Origin of the sequence: Streptomyces sp. NPDC098781, from assembly GCF_044759995.1 — a bacterium.
Taxonomy (GTDB): domain Bacteria; phylum Actinomycetota; class Actinomycetes; order Streptomycetales; family Streptomycetaceae; genus Streptomyces.
In genome coordinates this window covers 406269-421366 of record NZ_JBIWAK010000010.1, presented here as the reverse complement: position 1 = coordinate 421366, position 15098 = coordinate 406269, and the positions used below count along the sequence as shown (strand labels likewise).

General features: G+C 70.0%; 15 protein-coding genes and 1 rRNA gene. 5 read left to right on the top strand and 11 right to left on the bottom strand.

The genetic code is table 11. From position 1 onward, the window contains the following. A 5S ribosomal RNA gene (rrf, locus tag ACIQWG_RS35585) occupies window positions 1-88 on the top strand; the annotation flags it as partial. 61 nt (window positions 89-149) lie between these two features. Then, the gene (locus ACIQWG_RS35580) at window positions 150-695 is read left to right on the top strand and encodes a GNAT family N-acetyltransferase (RefSeq protein WP_404103487.1); all 546 of its coding nucleotides are present in this window, start codon (window positions 150-152) and stop codon (window positions 693-695) included. 39 nt (window positions 696-734) lie between these two features. On the opposite strand, the gene ACIQWG_RS35575 is transcribed toward ACIQWG_RS35580, so the two are convergent. From ACIQWG_RS35575 to ACIQWG_RS35535, 9 genes are all read right to left on the bottom strand, one after another. After that, on the bottom strand, window positions 735-1994 hold the full coding sequence (locus ACIQWG_RS35575) for an MFS transporter (RefSeq protein WP_404103485.1): 1260 nt from the start codon (window positions 1992-1994) through the stop codon (window positions 735-737). 74 nt (window positions 1995-2068) lie between these two features. Further along, a complete protein-coding gene (locus ACIQWG_RS35570; RefSeq protein ID WP_404103530.1) occupies window positions 2069-2698 on the bottom strand; it encodes an ArsR/SmtB family transcription factor in 630 nt (209 codons plus the stop codon). A gap of 146 nt (window positions 2699-2844) precedes the next feature. Next, window positions 2845-4413 carry a TraM recognition domain-containing protein gene (locus ACIQWG_RS35565; RefSeq protein WP_404103482.1) on the bottom strand — a complete coding sequence of 523 codons (1569 nt, stop codon included), beginning with the start codon at window positions 4411-4413 and terminating at the stop codon, window positions 2845-2847. 8 nt (window positions 4414-4421) lie between these two features. After that, complete coding sequence (locus tag ACIQWG_RS35560) at window positions 4422-5831, bottom strand: ATP-binding protein (protein ID WP_404103479.1); 1410 nt, start codon at window positions 5829-5831, stop codon at window positions 4422-4424. Between the two features lie 6 nt (window positions 5832-5837). Beyond that, entirely contained in the window at window positions 5838-7394 is a 1557-nt protein-coding gene (locus ACIQWG_RS35555; protein ID WP_404103476.1) for an SCO6880 family protein, read from the bottom strand. Beyond that, window positions 7391-8716: a hypothetical protein gene (locus tag ACIQWG_RS35550; protein ID WP_404103474.1), complete on the bottom strand. Its 1326-nt coding sequence runs from the start codon at window positions 8714-8716 to the stop codon at window positions 7391-7393. Before ACIQWG_RS35550 ends, ACIQWG_RS35555 begins: the two co-directional genes overlap by 4 nt. Then, the gene (locus ACIQWG_RS35545; protein ID WP_404103472.1) at window positions 8706-9536 is read right to left on the bottom strand and encodes a hypothetical protein; all 831 of its coding nucleotides are present in this window, start codon (window positions 9534-9536) and stop codon (window positions 8706-8708) included. Before ACIQWG_RS35545 ends, ACIQWG_RS35550 begins: the two co-directional genes overlap by 11 nt. A 197-nt stretch (window positions 9537-9733) precedes the next feature. After that, complete coding sequence (locus ACIQWG_RS35540) at window positions 9734-10042, bottom strand: hypothetical protein (RefSeq protein ID WP_003991275.1); 309 nt, start codon at window positions 10040-10042, stop codon at window positions 9734-9736. 362 nt (window positions 10043-10404) lie between these two features. After that, window positions 10405-10869: a MarR family winged helix-turn-helix transcriptional regulator gene (locus ACIQWG_RS35535; protein WP_404103469.1), complete on the bottom strand. Its 465-nt coding sequence runs from the start codon at window positions 10867-10869 to the stop codon at window positions 10405-10407. A 205-nt stretch (window positions 10870-11074) separates the two neighbouring features. On the opposite strand from ACIQWG_RS35535, the gene ACIQWG_RS35530 reads away from it, so the two are divergent. After that, complete coding sequence (locus ACIQWG_RS35530) at window positions 11075-12073, top strand: alpha/beta hydrolase (RefSeq protein ID WP_404103466.1); 999 nt, start codon at window positions 11075-11077, stop codon at window positions 12071-12073. A 55-nt stretch (window positions 12074-12128) separates the two neighbouring features. On the opposite strand, the gene ACIQWG_RS35525 is transcribed toward ACIQWG_RS35530, so the two are convergent. After that, entirely contained in the window at window positions 12129-12731 is a 603-nt protein-coding gene (locus ACIQWG_RS35525) for a TetR/AcrR family transcriptional regulator (protein WP_404103463.1), read from the bottom strand. A 90-nt stretch (window positions 12732-12821) separates the two neighbouring features. On the opposite strand from ACIQWG_RS35525, the gene ACIQWG_RS35520 reads away from it, so the two are divergent. After that, on the top strand, window positions 12822-13754 hold the full coding sequence (locus tag ACIQWG_RS35520; protein ID WP_404103460.1) for an oxidoreductase: 933 nt from the start codon (window positions 12822-12824) through the stop codon (window positions 13752-13754). A 51-nt stretch (window positions 13755-13805) separates the two neighbouring features. Continuing rightward, on the top strand, window positions 13806-14564 hold the full coding sequence (locus ACIQWG_RS35515) for a PIG-L family deacetylase (RefSeq protein ID WP_404103456.1): 759 nt from the start codon (window positions 13806-13808) through the stop codon (window positions 14562-14564). A gap of 55 nt (window positions 14565-14619) precedes the next feature. On the opposite strand, the gene ACIQWG_RS35510 is transcribed toward ACIQWG_RS35515, so the two are convergent. Then, complete coding sequence (locus ACIQWG_RS35510; RefSeq protein ID WP_404103454.1) at window positions 14620-14967, bottom strand: DUF1330 domain-containing protein; 348 nt, start codon at window positions 14965-14967, stop codon at window positions 14620-14622. Between the last annotated feature and the right edge of the window lie 131 nt (window positions 14968-15098).

The window sequence follows — 15098 nt, the reverse complement described above, 5'->3', positions numbered from 1 at the left end:
CGGTTACATTCCGAACCCGGAAGCTAAGCCTTACAGCGCCGATGGTACTGCAGGGGGGACCCTGTGGGAGAGTAGGACACCGCCGAACAAATTTTGGGAAAAGGCCCACGCCATTTGGCGTGGGCCTTTTTGCGTTTAAGCTCAGGCGTATGAACTACGTGATCCGATCCATTCGTGCGGACGAGTGGCCCGCCACGAAGGAGCTGCGACTCGCGGCGCTTCAGGACCCGGTCGCGCACATCGCGTTTCTGGAGACGTACGAGGACGCCGTGGCCCAATCCGACTCCTTCTGGAGGGGACGGGCCGCCCGGGCGTGTGAAGGTGCTGGCGGGGCGCAGCAGATCATCGCTGAGGCGCCGGACGGGCGGTGGGTCGGGACGTTGACCGTGCTGATCGAGCAGCCGGGGACGACCGATTGGGCCGGGAACGCGGTGGATCGGCTGCAAGGACATGTCGTCGGCGTCTTCGTGCGGCCCGAGGAGCGGGGGGCCGGGCTGACCGAGGTGTTGTTCGACGCGGGTCTGGAATGGGCTTGGGGGCGCGGCGCCGAGCGGGTGCGGCTCATCGTGCATGAGGAGAACGGGCGGGCCCAGCGCTTCTATCGGAGGGCGGGGTTCGTGCCGAGCGGGCTCGTCGTGCCGTTGTCCGGGAAGCCGGAGGAGAAGGAACTGGAGTTCGTCCTGGAGCGGCCGTAGCGGCAACGGGTTGGCTTCAGCCCCACCCTCCCGTGCACGTCATGTCGTGGCATCCGCGCTGTCTCGCGGAGCGTTGTGCTCCTGGTGCATCTTCAGGACGCCTCTTCCTCTCGGACGGTCCATCTCGCGCCACTCCCGTCTCAGTCCTGCCAGGTTCGTGGTGAGGAAGTACGCAGCCCCGCCGGCGAGCAGTACCGGTGCAAGTCCGACGGAGGCGACCGCCGCCCCGGCGATCAGGCCGCCGAGAGGGATGCCCGCCCAGGCCAGTGAGTCGCCGAGCGCGTTGACCCGGCCCAGCATCCGGCGGGGCACCCGTTCGAGGAGGACGGCCCCGATCACCGGGTTGAGGAAGCCCGCACCGAAGCCACTGACCGCGAAGACGGCCAGTACCGCGCCCAGCGGGGCGTCGAAGGCGAGGATCAGAAATCTCGGCGCCCCGGCCAACAGGAACCCGGTGAAGAACACGACCCTGCGCCGCAGCCGGTGTGCGGCCACCGCGGCGATCAGGCTTCCGGCGACCGCTGCGGCCCCCATCGCGGTGCCTGTGAGGCCGATCGCGGTCGGCCCGTTGCCGGACTCCTTGGCCCAGACGGGCATGAGAACCGTCATGAAGGCCGCGTCGAGCAGGTTGGTGATACCCACCATGACGATGACGGTGAGCATCAGCGGCTCGGTGCGCAGGAAGGTGAAGCCTTCGCCGAAGCGTTTCCAGTAGCCCTCTTTCGTCTCTCCGGCCTGCGGCGAGGCGCCCTCGGCCGGCTCACCCATGCCGCGAGGCAGCACCAGTGCGATGATCACCGATCCGAGAGCAAAGCAGCCCGCGTTGACGACAAGCCCTGGCAACGGGCCGAGCAGCGCCACCAAGGCGCCGTCGACCGCCGGGCCGACGGTGGAAGCGAGTCGTTCGGTCACGCCGGACAGGCCGGTGGCCCGCTCCAGCGGCACCCCACCGCGTTCAGCCGCTTCGGGGACCATGACTTCCTTGGCCAGGTCGCCGGGTCCGCGGGCGGCGCCGATCACCGTGACCAGGGCCAGCAGAAGGGGGAAGGACAGCAGGTGCAGGGCGTGGAACAGGGGGACGGCGGCGGCAGCGGTTGCGCTGGCGACGTCCGTGGTCCAGGAGACGGTCCGTGGGCCGACCCGGTCCACCAGCGGTCCGGTGAACGCCTTGACCAGTACGTAGGCGGCCATCTCGAAGAAGGCGACGAGCCCGGTCCGGGTGGCGCTGCCGGTCGTGACCAGGACGAACCAAGGCAGGGCGACCGCCGACACCCGGGTACCGGTCAGTGACACGGCCATGGCCGCCAGCACGCCACTCAGAGGCCGTAAGGACCGCCCTTTGGATATGCCGTCAGCGCCGGTGGCGTCCCCGGTCACGACGTCTCCGTCCGGGGCTCCGACGGGGCGGGCGTGTCCAGTTCGGGCAGGAGGTGGGTGACAACGCCGACCCGCTCGGCTCCCTCCGGGGCACTTGCCGCCGCCTCGGGTGTGTCTCGGCGGTACCGGGAGATGACGGCCCTCAACTCCTCCCGCAGGGCGACGGCTTCTTCGGGTGTGAGCCGCAGAGCCCAGTCGCTCATGTCGAAGGTGTTCCGCCACGCACGGGGCATCGTCTGCAACTCGTTCAGCGTCTGCTGAGTGCGCAAGGTGTACGTGGTGGCGACGGATTGCAGGAAGGCCATGGTGGCCTCGGGCTCTCGATCGGCCAGCTCCCGGTCGTTGAGCTCCGTCATCTGGTGTACCGCGCGCCACCAGCGCTCTCGCGCGTTGCCGCGTTCGGTGTCCTCCTCGACGAAACCGGCCGCGCCGAGCTGGCGCAGGTGATAGCTGGCTGTCCCGGAGTTCACGCCGAGCCGCTCCGCGAGACGGGTGGCTGTCGATGGGCCGAACTTCCGCAGCAGCCCGACCAACTGCACACGTACCGGATGCGCCATGGCACGCAGGCCCTTGGCATCCAGGACTACGGAGTCCTCTTCGGGGTTCGGGCGCTCGGGCCTCTTCATCGCATCGGGCACACCGCACAGGCTAGACCGCAAAGAGTTCTTCGCAAAGGGTTCTTCGCGAAGAACTCTTTGCGGTCTGCGTAGTACGGGAGATCCTGCGACTCGTCTTGATCTCGCGGGTTCGGCGGAGTGATCAGCGGCTGCCGCTAGATTCCGCTCCGATGCCCCCCAAGAGCCTCGTCGTGCGGCCAGCGCGAGCGAGCCTGCTCCCGGGACCGGAGGAGGGCCAGGGTCGGCATGCCCCGGTCCGCTCCGGAGGCCAGCAGCTCCGGTAGCTGAGGAAGGGGAGCCACGGCGGCGACGTCGTCCAGGACGAGCGTCAGTGGTGGGTCGAGGCGACCGGAGGATGACCGTTCGGCCATGTGCCGGCCGCGCTCGACCACGCTTGCGGCGAGTGCCGTCAGGAGTGGCATGGCGCCTGGGTTGGTTCGGGGATCCTCGATGGATTCACCCACCACATAAAGCGTGCCCGCTTCGTGGACGAAGGAATCCAAGGTGAGGGCATCGGCTCGGTTTGGAGTGCACGCCTCGCGGATGTTGACCATGGAGAGGGCGGCGAGCGCTCTGGTGGTCAACTCCTGGGCCATGTCGCGGCGTTCGGGGTGGGCCGTGAGGGCCGCTTCCAGTTCGCCGGCCGAGCCCGGCGCGGCCTTGGGGTTGGTGCGGAGGATGCGTACGGCGTCCTGGATCTGAGTGCCCTGGGACCAGCGGTGGACGTGGCGGACGGTGCGGCCGTCGATGGCGGCGGCGTGCAGGTAGCTGCGCAGGAGCGTTTCGGCCGTGTCGCTCACCGCCTGGTCCAGGCGGGACGTGGGGCGGACCGGGGTCAGCAGGGCGGCGGCCCGGGCAGCCGCGGTCTGCTTGTCCTCGCAGGCCGTCGTGGGGGACCAGTGCAGGCGGGCCGGGGTGTCGCAGAGGTGGGTGGGGTCGTAGAGGAGGACGGGGCCCAGTTTTCCGCGAGCGTCCTTCGTGCCCTGCCACAGGTCGGGGTTGGACGTGACCACGAGGGTGGGGCCTTCGGCGTCGCGCACTGCCTGGGTGGCGGTCTTCAGCCGGCCTTCCTTGGGGGCCACGAGGACTCGTTCGGGTCCGCCCAACGGTTCCGCGAGGAGAGGGGCAGCGGGCTCGGTGGCGGCCGGTGCCGTCTCCGGCTGCGGCATGTACGGACCGTCCGGCACCGGCGTCGGTGACGGCTGGTGCTGGGGCTGCCAGGTCCCCGTCGGCTCCGCTTCCTTCCTCGGTGCCGGTACCTCGCCTCTCACCGGGGAGGGCAGCGGCTCGGGGTCCGAGGACCCCGGATCCGCCCCGGCGTCCGCCTTCGCGGTGCGCCTTCCCGTCCTGACCGCCCGCCACCGGGCCACTGTGCCCAGGACGAACACCGTCAGTACGACGAGGATCATCAGCTGGCCTATGAACAGGCCCCAGAACAGGCCGTACCCGGAAAGCTGCCCGGCCGGTGTGGCGGGCCAGGCGCCCGGGATGTCGTGCGGCTCGGCGATCAGGGAGCGCATCGCGAGCGGTGTGCGGGCGAAGGTGACCCCGGTCGGCCAGGTGCCGTGCGCGAACAGTGCCGCCAGGCCCGTCGCCGTCCAGACCAGCAGGGTCATGCCGAGGAGGAAGGCGAGTATGCCGATCAGCAGGCCGTCGGGGATGCCCCCTTGGCCGTCCCGGTGCTGCCCGCGGTCCCGGTACTCCCGGCCGTGCTCCGGTCTCACGCTGCCCCCTACGCCACCGTCGATTCGGAGTCGCCCAGGTGTTGCTCCACGAAGGCCGCGGCCCGTTCCTCCGCCTCCAGCTCGGCGGCGCGCAGGGCGTCGTCGGCGAGGTCGGTGGACGATTCGGTCATCGCGCGGTCGGTGAAGACGAGGGGGCGTTCGGTCTCGGTGACCAGGTGTTTGACGACCTGGACATTGCCGTTGACGTCCCACACCGCGATGCCGGGGGTGAGGCTGGGGATGATCTCCACAGCCCAGCGCGGCAGGCCCAGCACACGGCCGGTGGCCCTCGCCTCGTCGGCCTTCTGGGCGTAGATCGTCCTGGTCGACGCCATCTTCAGGATCGCGGCCGCCTCCTTCGCCGCGGCGCCGTCGACGACGTCCGAGAGGTGGTGGACCACCGCCACGAAGGACAGGCCCAGGCGCCGGCCGAACTTCAGCAGACGCTGGAACAGCTGAGCCACGAAGGGGCTGTTGATGATGTGCCAGGCCTCCTCGACCAGGAAGATGCGCTTCTTCCGGTCGGGGCGGATCCAGGTGTGTTCCAGCCATACGCCGACGATCGCCATCAGGATCGGCATGGCGATCGAGTTGCGGTCGATGTGGGACAAATCGAACACAATGAGGGGCGCGTCGAGGTCGATACCGACCGTGGTGGGGCCGTCGAACATGCCCCGCAGGTCACCGTCGACCAGCCGGTCCAGCACCAGCGCCACGTCCAGGCCCCACGCCCGTACGTCGTCTATGGCGACGTTCATCGCCTCGGCCGACTCCGGCTCGGGGTGCCGTAGCTGCTCGACGATGTCGGTCAGGACGGGCTGTCGGTCGACGATGGTCTCGTTGACGTAGGCGTGCGCGACCTTCAGCGCGAAGCCCGAGCGCTCGTCGAGGCCGTGGCCCATGGCGACCTCGATGATCGTCCGGAGCAGCGCGAGCTGGCCCGTGGTGGTGATCGACGGGTCGAGGGGGTTGAGGCGGATGCCGTGGTCCAGGGCCGCCGTGGGGTCGAGCCGGATCGGCGTTATGCCCAGCTCCTGCGCGATGAGGTTCCACTCGCCGACGCCGTCCTCGCCCTGGGCGTCCAGGACGACGACCTGGCGGTCGCGGAAGCGCAGTTGACGTAGGACGTACGTCTTCTCCAGGGCCGACTTGCCGTTGCCGGACTCGCCGAGGACCAGCCAGTGGGGGGCGGGGAGCTGCTGGCCGTACAGCTGGAAGGGGTCGTAGATGTAGCCCTTTCCGGAGTACACCTCGCGGCCGATGATGACGCCCGAGTCGCCGAGGCCGGGGGCGGCGGTCGGGAGGTAGACCGCCTGCGCCTGGCCCGTGGACGTGCGCACCGGAAGCCGGGTCGTCTCGACCTTCCCGAACAGGAAGGACGTGAAGGCGTCGGTGAGGACGGACAGCGGGTCCCGCATCAGGTCCTACCTCCGAATGCCGGTGGCGAAGGGGAGCGTGTTGACGAATGCCCGGTGATGCTCGCGATCGCACCATTCCAGCTTCAGATACGACTTTCCGGCGGACGCCCGGATGGTCCGCTTGTCGCGCGCGAGGGCCTCGGGGGAGCGGGAGGAGACGGTGATGTAGCCGACCAGGTTGACCCCGGCGGCGCCGCTCGCGAGGTCCTCGCCGCGCTGGTCGAGGCGGGTGTGGGCGGCGACGTCGCGCGGGTCGACGGTGCGGTTCATCTTGGCGGCGCGGCTCGCCTCGGCTTCGTCGTTGGTCTTCTCGGTCAGCATGCGCTCGATGGCGACCTCGGTGGGTTCGAGGTCCATGGTGACGGCGACCGTGCGGATGACGTCCGGGGTGTGGACGAGCAGGGGCGCCAGGAAGTTGACGCCCACCGGGGTCATCGGCCACTCCTTCACCCAGGCCGTGGCGTGGCACCAGGGGGCACGGGTGGAGGACTCCCGGGTCTTCGCCTGGAGGAACGTCGGCTCCATGGCGTCGAGCTCGGCCGGCCAGGCGTTGCGCTTCGTCATCGCCTGGATGTGGTCGATCGGGTGGTCCGGGTCGTACATGGAGTGGATGAGCGAGGCCAGTCGGCCCTGGCCGAGCGGCTGCCGTACGCGGATGTCGGCTTCCTGGAGGCGGGAGCAGATGTCGGTCAGCTCGCGGGCCATGACGACCGCGAGGCCCGCGTCCCGGTCGGCCTTGCCGCCGTGCGGGCGGGCGGCACGGGCCATCGCGACGGCCTCGGCGGCCAGTTCGCGGGTGTAGTGCATACAGGCGACGAGGTACGCGCGGTGCTGCTCGCTGCTCGTGGACACCATGGACTGGAGCTGGTCGTACGACTGCTGAAGCCAGGCCGGGGAGCGCTCGTCGCCGCGTACGGCGACGTCCTTGGCGTGGGCGTCCGGGTCGGCGGGAAGGGTGCGCGCGAGCATCTGAAGACGCGTCACGAAGCCGTCGCCGTTGGCCACATGCTTCAGCAGGGTGCCGAAGCGGTCGACCAGGGCTTCCTGGTCCTCGGAGTCGCGCAGGCCGACGCCGGGGCCCTCGATCTCGATGGCGGCGGTGACGGTCCTGCGGTCCGCGTGCAGCAGTACGGCGATCTCGTCGGGCCCGAACGGGGCGGCGAGCCAGGTGATGCGGCCGATGCCCGGCGGCGGCCCGACCTCGACCTCACGTCCGTCGGCGCCGGTGCCGGCCTCCATGACGGCGGAGCGGTAGGTCGTGCCCTGGCGCAGGGTGCGCTTGTAGCTGCGGTTGATCTCGAACCACTTGTAGATGGTCCGGTTCTTGTACGGCACGTAGACCGCGGCCAGCGCGAGCATCGGGAAGCCCATCAGCAGCACGATGCGTGCGGACAGGACGGGGACGAGGAGTCCGCACATCATGCCGAGGAACGCGCCCGCGATGATCAGCGCGATCTCGCCGGTCTCGCGGTTGCGTCCGACGATGGCGTTCGGCCGGGCGCGGCCGACCAGATATGTACGGCGGGGCGTGACCGGATGGGACACGTGGGACTGCGTCGTCAACGCCCGTCACCTCCTGAACGGTTGCTGTTGCGGGTGTTGCTGGCGTGCGGGGTGTTGACCGGGCTGCTCGAACGGGGTGCGGGTGCGGCGGAGGGGACAGATCCGCCGCCTCCGTTCGAGGTGCGCGCGCTGTGCGCGGCGACGCCGCCGGAGGCGGGGTTCGAGGGGCGGGCGCCCGACTGGCCGCCGCCGCTGTTGTTGTCCGCGCGGGAACTGTGCGTCTTGATGCCCTGGGCGACGAGGGTCGCCGGGGAGCTGATGACGGCGGCGGCCTTGCTCTCGGCGCCGCTCATGATGCGGTTGTTGCGGGAGCCGGCGATCTCGTCGCCGAAGCCCGGCACGAAGCGGTAGATCATCGCGCTCGCGAAGATGGCGAGCAGGATGATGGCGAGGCCGGAGACGACCGCGGAGAAGGCGTTCGGGCCGTCGTCGGCGGACAGCGCGCCGGCCAGGCCGAGCACTATCACGATGACCGGCTTCACGAGGATGACGGCGATCATGATGCCGGCCCAGCGGCGGACGTGGCCCCAGAGGTTCTTGTCGACCAGGCCGGCGTAGACGACCGTGCCGAGGAGGGCGCCGACGTAGAGCAGCGCGGCGCGGATGACGAGCTCGAGCCAGAGGATGCCGGCGGCGAGGATGGAGACGAGGGAGACGACGATCAGCATGATCGGGCCGCCGCCGATGTCCTCGCCCTTCTCCAGGGCGCCGGCGAAGGTGCCGAAGAACGTGTCCGTCTGGTCGCCTGTCGTCTTCGCGAGGACGTCCGTGATGCCGTCGGTGGCCGATACGACCGTGTAGAGGATCAGGGGCGTGAACGCGGACGCGAGGACGGTGAGCCAGAGGAAGCCGATCGCTTCGCTGATGGCGGTGGTGAGGGGGACGCCCCGTACTGCTCGCTTGGCTACGGCCAGCAGCCAGAGGAGGAGCGTGAGGATCGTCGACGCCGCGAAGACGACGGCGTACTGCTGGAGGAACTTGGCGTTCGTGAAGTCGACGTTGGCGGTCTCCTTCACGGCCTCGCTGAGCTGCTTGACGGTCCAGGAGGCGGCGTCGGCGCAGCCCTTGGCCAGGGAGGAGAGGGGGTCGAGGGTGGCGGTGGGGTCGTCCAGGGTGCCGCCACCGGAGCGGCTGCCTGAGCCGCCGTTGTCTTTTTCGCAGTAGTCCTTGGCGGGGCCGACGATGAGGTCGCAGTTGTCACCCGACGGGGTCGGTGACGGAGTGGGTGCGGCGGCGGCACGGGTGGCCAGCAGCACGACCGTGGTCTGTACGGCGGTGAGGGTGGCGGCGACCTTGAGTACGCGGCGCGGGCTATCGGGCATACGTGAACCCTCCGTACTCCTCGACTGCCTTGGCCATGTCGTCGGCGCTGGATGCTCTGCTGTCACCCGGGACGGGTGTGGGGCCGTCCTTCTGGGAGAAGCTCTCGACCTTCCAGTCACTGCTTGCCCAGCGGAGCTTGAGCGTCATGGTGAACCAGTCGCTGCTGGCCGGATTGGTCGAAGTCTCCCCTGCCATGCCGAACACACCGGTGCACCACACCTCGACGGTCGACGCGGAGTCCGAGTGGCTCGTGACCTTGGTGCCGACCGGCACGGTGCGTGAGACGTAGGTGTTGCCTGCTGTCGCGAAGCCGTTCTCGTCCAGGCCGATGCTGCTCAGGAACTCCGTGGAGTACGCCTTGTCGAACTTGGCCGCGAGTTCGGCCTGCTTGTCGGTGACGAAGAGCTGCTGGACGATCTCGGCCCGGCGGACCGGCTGGAGGATGTCGGCCGAGACAAGCGTCACCGCATAGTTCGCAGCCGCACTAGCCACCCCCTGCTCATCCCGAGCAAACCCCCCAGGAATCCCCGCGGCCTTTCCACCGACCGGCCGCGTCCCCGTCGCCGCCGTAGTCGTGGATTTCGGCTGGTTTTCGTCCCCTGTGGGGGAATCGGAGTCGTCTCCTCCACGGTTCGCGAAGGCGATCGCGGCGATGAGGAGGACCACTACGCCGACGACGGTGACCAGGCTCCGGGACGACGAGCGGCCGCCCCGCCGCGCTCCCCCGTACACGTCACCGCTGCTCTCGGGCAGCCGGGTACGGGTCTGACCGGTGCCTCCGTACCCGCCGGAGGACTCCCGTTCGTCTCCGAGACTCATGCCGCGTACGCCCCCTCGACGTCGGACAGATACACGTTGGAGTACGACGGTAGCCGTGCTGGTTCCCGCATGGGCGCGGTGTGGTGACTCGACATCAGGGAAACGCAACCTCAGCCGGTGGGCACGACGGGTGGGTGGGGGACTAGGGGGGCCGGGCGTGCCCGGAGCGGACGGAGGGGCCGGGGTTGCCGGGGCGGCTAGACGGCCATGCCGTACACAATGGTGAACAGCGTGCCCAGGGAGCCGATGATGAAGACGCCCGTCAGGCCGGCGATGATCAGACCCTTGCCCTGCTCGGCACTGAAGGTGTCCCGCAAGGCCGTCGCGCCGATGCGCTGTTTGGCCGCACCCCAGATGGCGATGCCGAGGCAGAGCAGGATGGCGACGGCCATCACGACCTCGATCATCACCTTCGCCTCGTTGCCCAGGCTGCCGAAGGGGCCCCAGTCCGGAGCGATCCCGCCGATGATGGTGTTGATGTCGCCCTTGTCGGCCGCAAACAGCATGTAAGTCACCGCCCCTGTTGGGTAGTTCCGCAGTCCCCTGCGGTGCGCAGAGGTCAGGCATCATTCTCGCCGACAATGCTGCCGTGGTATGTCGACTTGGCGTCATTGATGGGCGGGATTCGTACGAATACCTCGTATGGTCACTCTGTGTATCACGGCAGGTCACGCCGGGCAATGAGGCCTGAGCGGAACCTGTCGTGTGGTCACGTCGTTAGCTCTCTTCACGCCGGAGGCCGTTTCTGACGGCCGGTCGGGTGAGGGGTCGTGCCGGTGTTCTGCGGGTGAAGGCTATCCCGGGATGGTGAACAGGCCGTGCTGGGGGCGCGTCGTCTCGGTCGTCGGCGAGCTGTGGTGACGGAGCGTCAGCGGCGGGGGTCCTCGGTGACGTTCGCCGTGATCTGGCGCAGGAGCTCTTTGGCCAGGGCGTCCTGTTGTGGGGTCAGGCCCATCGCGTCGCCGATGGCGAGCGGGACGGTGTTCGCGCGGTCGCGGAGCTTCGCGCCGGCCTCGGTGAGGCGCAGGGCGACCGAGCGCTCGTCGTCGGGGCGGCGTTCGCGGCGCAGCAGTCCGGCCGCTTCGAGGCGTTTGAGCAGCGGGGACAGGGTGCTGGATTCCAGCTGGAGGGTGGTGCCCAGGTCCCGTACGGAGATCGCGTCCCGTTCCCAGAGGGTCAGCATGACGAGGTACTGCGGGTAGGTCAGGCCCAGCTCTTCGAGGAGGGGGCGGTAGCGCGCGGTCACGGCGCGGGAGGCGGCGTAGAGCGCGAAGCAGAGCTGGTCGTCGAGGAGGAGGGAGCCTCCGGGGGGCTGATCGGTGGGTGGGGTCATGGTGGGCTCCTGGGGCCTCGAGGGGATGTCCGTGGCCGGATGTCTCCGTCCGAATTCTATCGCGAGCTAACCCATCGTGGCCTAATTAGTTGCGCACGACTTAGTCGCGCGCTACTTTCAAGACGTGCCGCCGAGCCCGGTGAGACCAGCCGGGTGGCCTGTCCGCGTGTGCGGGGCGTGCGGCACTCGATCCGAGGAGAGCGTCATGACCGACATAGGCAGCGGCACCGGCACCGACACCGGAGGCTTCGCCCCCGTCCGTCCCGTCCTGGAGGCCGCCGCCCAGGCCTTCGCCGAGGCGACCGCCAATCCGCCGTACCTGTTCGACCTGGGGCCCGCCGAGGGGCGCAAGGCCGTCGACGAGGTGCAGTCGGGGGAGGTGGAGAAGCCGGAGGTCGACGAGGAGTGGGTCACCGTGTCCGGCGGGCCGACAGGCGAGGTCAGGGCTCGTGTGGTCCGGCCGGCCGGGGTCACCGGGACGCTCCCGGTGATCATCTACATCCATGGCGCGGGGTGGGTCTTCGGCAACGCCCACACCCACGACCGGCTGGTGCGCGAGCTCGCCGTCGGCACCGGTGCCGCGGTCGTCTTCCCCGAGTACGACCTCTCGCCCGAGGCGCGTTATCCGGTCGCCATCGAGCAGAACTACGCCGTCGCGCGGTGGATCGTCCGCGAGGGGGCGGCCAACGGCCTGGACACCGCTCGTATCGCCGTGGCCGGTGACTCGGTGGGCGGCAACATGACGGCCGCGCTGACCCTGATGGCCAAGGAGCGCGGCGATGTGCCGCTGGTGCAGCAGGTGCTCTTCTATCCGGTCACCGACGCGTCGTTCGACACCGGGTCCTACCGGCAGTTCGCCGAGGGGTACTTCCTGCGGCGGGACGCGATGCACTGGTTCTGGAACCAGTACACGACCGACGAGGCCGAGCGGGCGCAGATCACGGCGTCACCGCTGCGGGCCACCGTGGAGCAGCTGGCCGGGCTGCCGCCGGCGCTCGTCATCACCGCCGAGGCCGATGTGCTGCGCGACGAGGGTGAGGCGTACGCCAACAAGCTGCGGGAGGCCGGGGTGCCGGTCACCGCGGTGCGCTACCAGGGCATCATCCACGACTTCGTGATGCTGAACGCGCTGCGCGGGACGCGGGCCGCCGAGGCCGCTATCGGGCAGGCGGTCAGTGTGCTGCGGGCGGCCTTCGCGGGCTGAGGCCGGGCGGAGGGGCGAGGCGCTTCCGTCGCCGTACGGCACCGGCTTAGGGGCGTCACCGTGGCTTCAAGCCGTTCAGCAGGTGGTGGACCAGGCCCTCGACGCCCGCCAGTGCCGCCTCCGGCGTCAGCCAGCCGCCCGCGATGAAGGCGGCCATGCCGTGCAGGGCGGCGCCGGTGACGAGGTTGAGTTCCTCGGGGGTGCCCTCGATGATCTCGCCTCGTCGCTGGGCGTCCGTGAGGACCTGTTCGAGGCCGCCGACCGTGCGCTCGACGGCGGCGGCCATCTGCTCGGAGGCCTCCGGGTCGTGCTTGCGGGCGTACATGAGCTCCAGCAGCTCGGCGTTGTCGACGGCGAACCCGAGATAGGCGCGGGCCAGGGCGGTGAGCCGGGGTTCCAGCGGGAGTGCGGGGTCCTCGGCGGTGTCCAGCGCCCGGCTGAGCCGCTCGTACCCGGCCAGGGCCAGGGCGTTGAGCAGGGCCTGCTTGTCCTTGAAGTGCCGGCCCGGGGCGGCGTGGCTGACACCTACCTCGCGGGCGAGTTCCCGCAGGGACAGGGCGCCGACGCCCTTCTCGCGCAGGGTGCGTTCCGCGGCGGCGAGCAGGGCGGCGCGCAGATCTCCGTGGTGGTAGGGGCGGCTCTCGGGCATGTGGACCATCGTAGCTTTATGTTGTCGTTGCCATCTTTGTTGGCGTCGTCACCATTGTTGTCATTGACAGCATTGTTGGCGACGCCTACATTCGTTTACATGGCTGACAACACGAAGACCAAGACATGGGACGCGACCCGCCTCCCCGACCTGACCGGCCGCACGGCCGTCGTGACCGGCGCCAACAGCGGCATCGGGCGTACCGCGGCCGACGCGCTGGCCCGCGCCGGCGCGCACGTCGTGTTCGCGGTACGGGACCTGGAGCGCGGGCGGACAGCGGCGGCGACGGTGGACGGCAGCACCGAGGTGCGGCGCCTGGACCTGGCGGATCTGTCGTCCGTACGGGAGTTCGCGGACGGCTGGCAGGGGCGGCCGCTGGATCTGCTGATCAACAACGCCGGCGTGATGATGCTGCCGGAGCAGCGGACCGCGGACGGCTTCGAGATGCAGTTCGGCACCAACCATCTGGGCCACTTCGCGCTGACGAACCTGCTGCTGCCGTACGTCACGGACCGGGTGGTGACGCTGTCCTCCGGCATCCATCGCATGTTCGACGCGCGGATCCGCTTCGAGGACCTCGACTTCACGTCCGGCTACAACCCGAACCAGGCGTACGCGCAGTCCAAGCTGGCGAACCTGCTGTTCACGCTGGAACTCCAGCGCCGGCTGACGGAGGCCGGGTCCCCGGTGCGCTCCCTGGCCGCCCACCCCGGCTATGCGGCCACCAACCTCCAGAGCCACACGGGGAACCCGGTGAAGCGGCTCGCCATGAAGATCGGCAACCGGGTCTTCGCCCAGGACGACAGGGCGGGCGCGCTGCCGACGCTGTACGCCGCCACGCAGGACCTTCCCGGCGCGAGCTATGTCGGGCCCGGCGGCAGGGGCGAGATGCGGGGCGCGCCGGCGCTGGTGGGGCGGAGCGCCGCGGCCAGCGACGTGGAGGTGGCGCGGCGGTTGTGGACGGTGTCCGAGGAACTCACGGGTACGCGCTGGGCGTTGGGGGAGCGGGAGCGGGTGGTGGCCGAGCACTGAGCATGCGATCCGTGCTCGGGGCAGCGGCCGGATCCGGATACGGAGGTGGCGATGGCGATGCCGAGCCTGCTCGGCGTGTTCGCGCACCCCGACGACGAGTCCCTCTTCGCGGGCGGCGTCCTGGCCCGGCACGCCGATGCCGGCGCGCGCACCGGCGTCGTGACGGCGACCTGGGCCCCGGACACACCCCGCGGGGCCGAACTCGCCGAGGCGCTACGGATCCTGGGCGCCGGCGAACGGCGGATGCTCGGCTACGCCGACGACCGGGTGCCGCACTCCGCCCCCGGCGGCCCACGGCTGCGCGACGCGCCGCTGGACGAGGCGGTGGGCCGACTGGTCGCCGAGATACGGCGGTTCCGGCCGCAGGTCGTCGTCACCCATGACGCCTACGGCGGCCTGACCGGCCACCCCGACCATGTGCACACCCACCGTCTGACCACCCTCGCCGTCCAGGCGGCCGGCCTCGAACGGCTCTACCCCGACGCCGGCGCCCCCTGGCAGCCGAGCGCCCTCTACCTGGCCACGCACCCCCACTCGGCCCTCCCCGCGCTGGGCGAACTGGCCCGCGCGGGCAAGGGTATGAACACGGTCCCGGACGAGCGCGTCACCACGACCGTCGACGTGCGCCCCTGGCTGGAGCGGAAGTGGGCCGCCGTACTGGCCCATCGCACCGAGGTGGACCGGGGAGCGGCACCGGGCCTCATCGCCGGATTCCCGGCGGCCGTCCGGGACGGGATCCTCGGTACCGAGTGGTTCATCCGGCAGGACGCGGTCTCGTCCGTGGCCGGGGAGAGCGGGCTGACCGTGTGAGGGGTTGGGGGGCCCGACCGCCACGAGCCATGCGCCCACCGCGAGCGATGCGCCCCTACTCGGCGGCCATCGCTTCCCGCATGGCCTTCGCCGTGGTCGTCGGGTCGTAGCCGTCCGGGACTCCCTCGACCATGATGATGTCGCCCTCGATGTGGCGGGAGCGCAGGGGCGCGATCTCCTGGTAGGCGGGCGAGTCCCACCAGGCGCGGGCCTGTGCGATGCCAGGGAAGCCGATCACCACCACATGGCCGGGCCAGTTGCCCTCCTTCGTCTCGTGCGGGGTGACATGGACGAGGAAGTGGCCGCCGTGCGGCTCCAGGGTGGCGTTGATGCGCTCGATGTACTCGGCGATCTCCGGGTGTGGAGCGGCGTCGCGCAGGTGGGCTATGACGTAGGCGGGCATGGTGTCCTCCCGGTCGGTCGGGCTCGGTCCCTGTGCAGACGATCGTGGCAGGCGGGGCGGGTGGGCGCGATGACCTCAGAGGTAAATGCGGCTCCGTCACCGCGTGGTGTTGCGGGGTGAGGCGGCGGCTC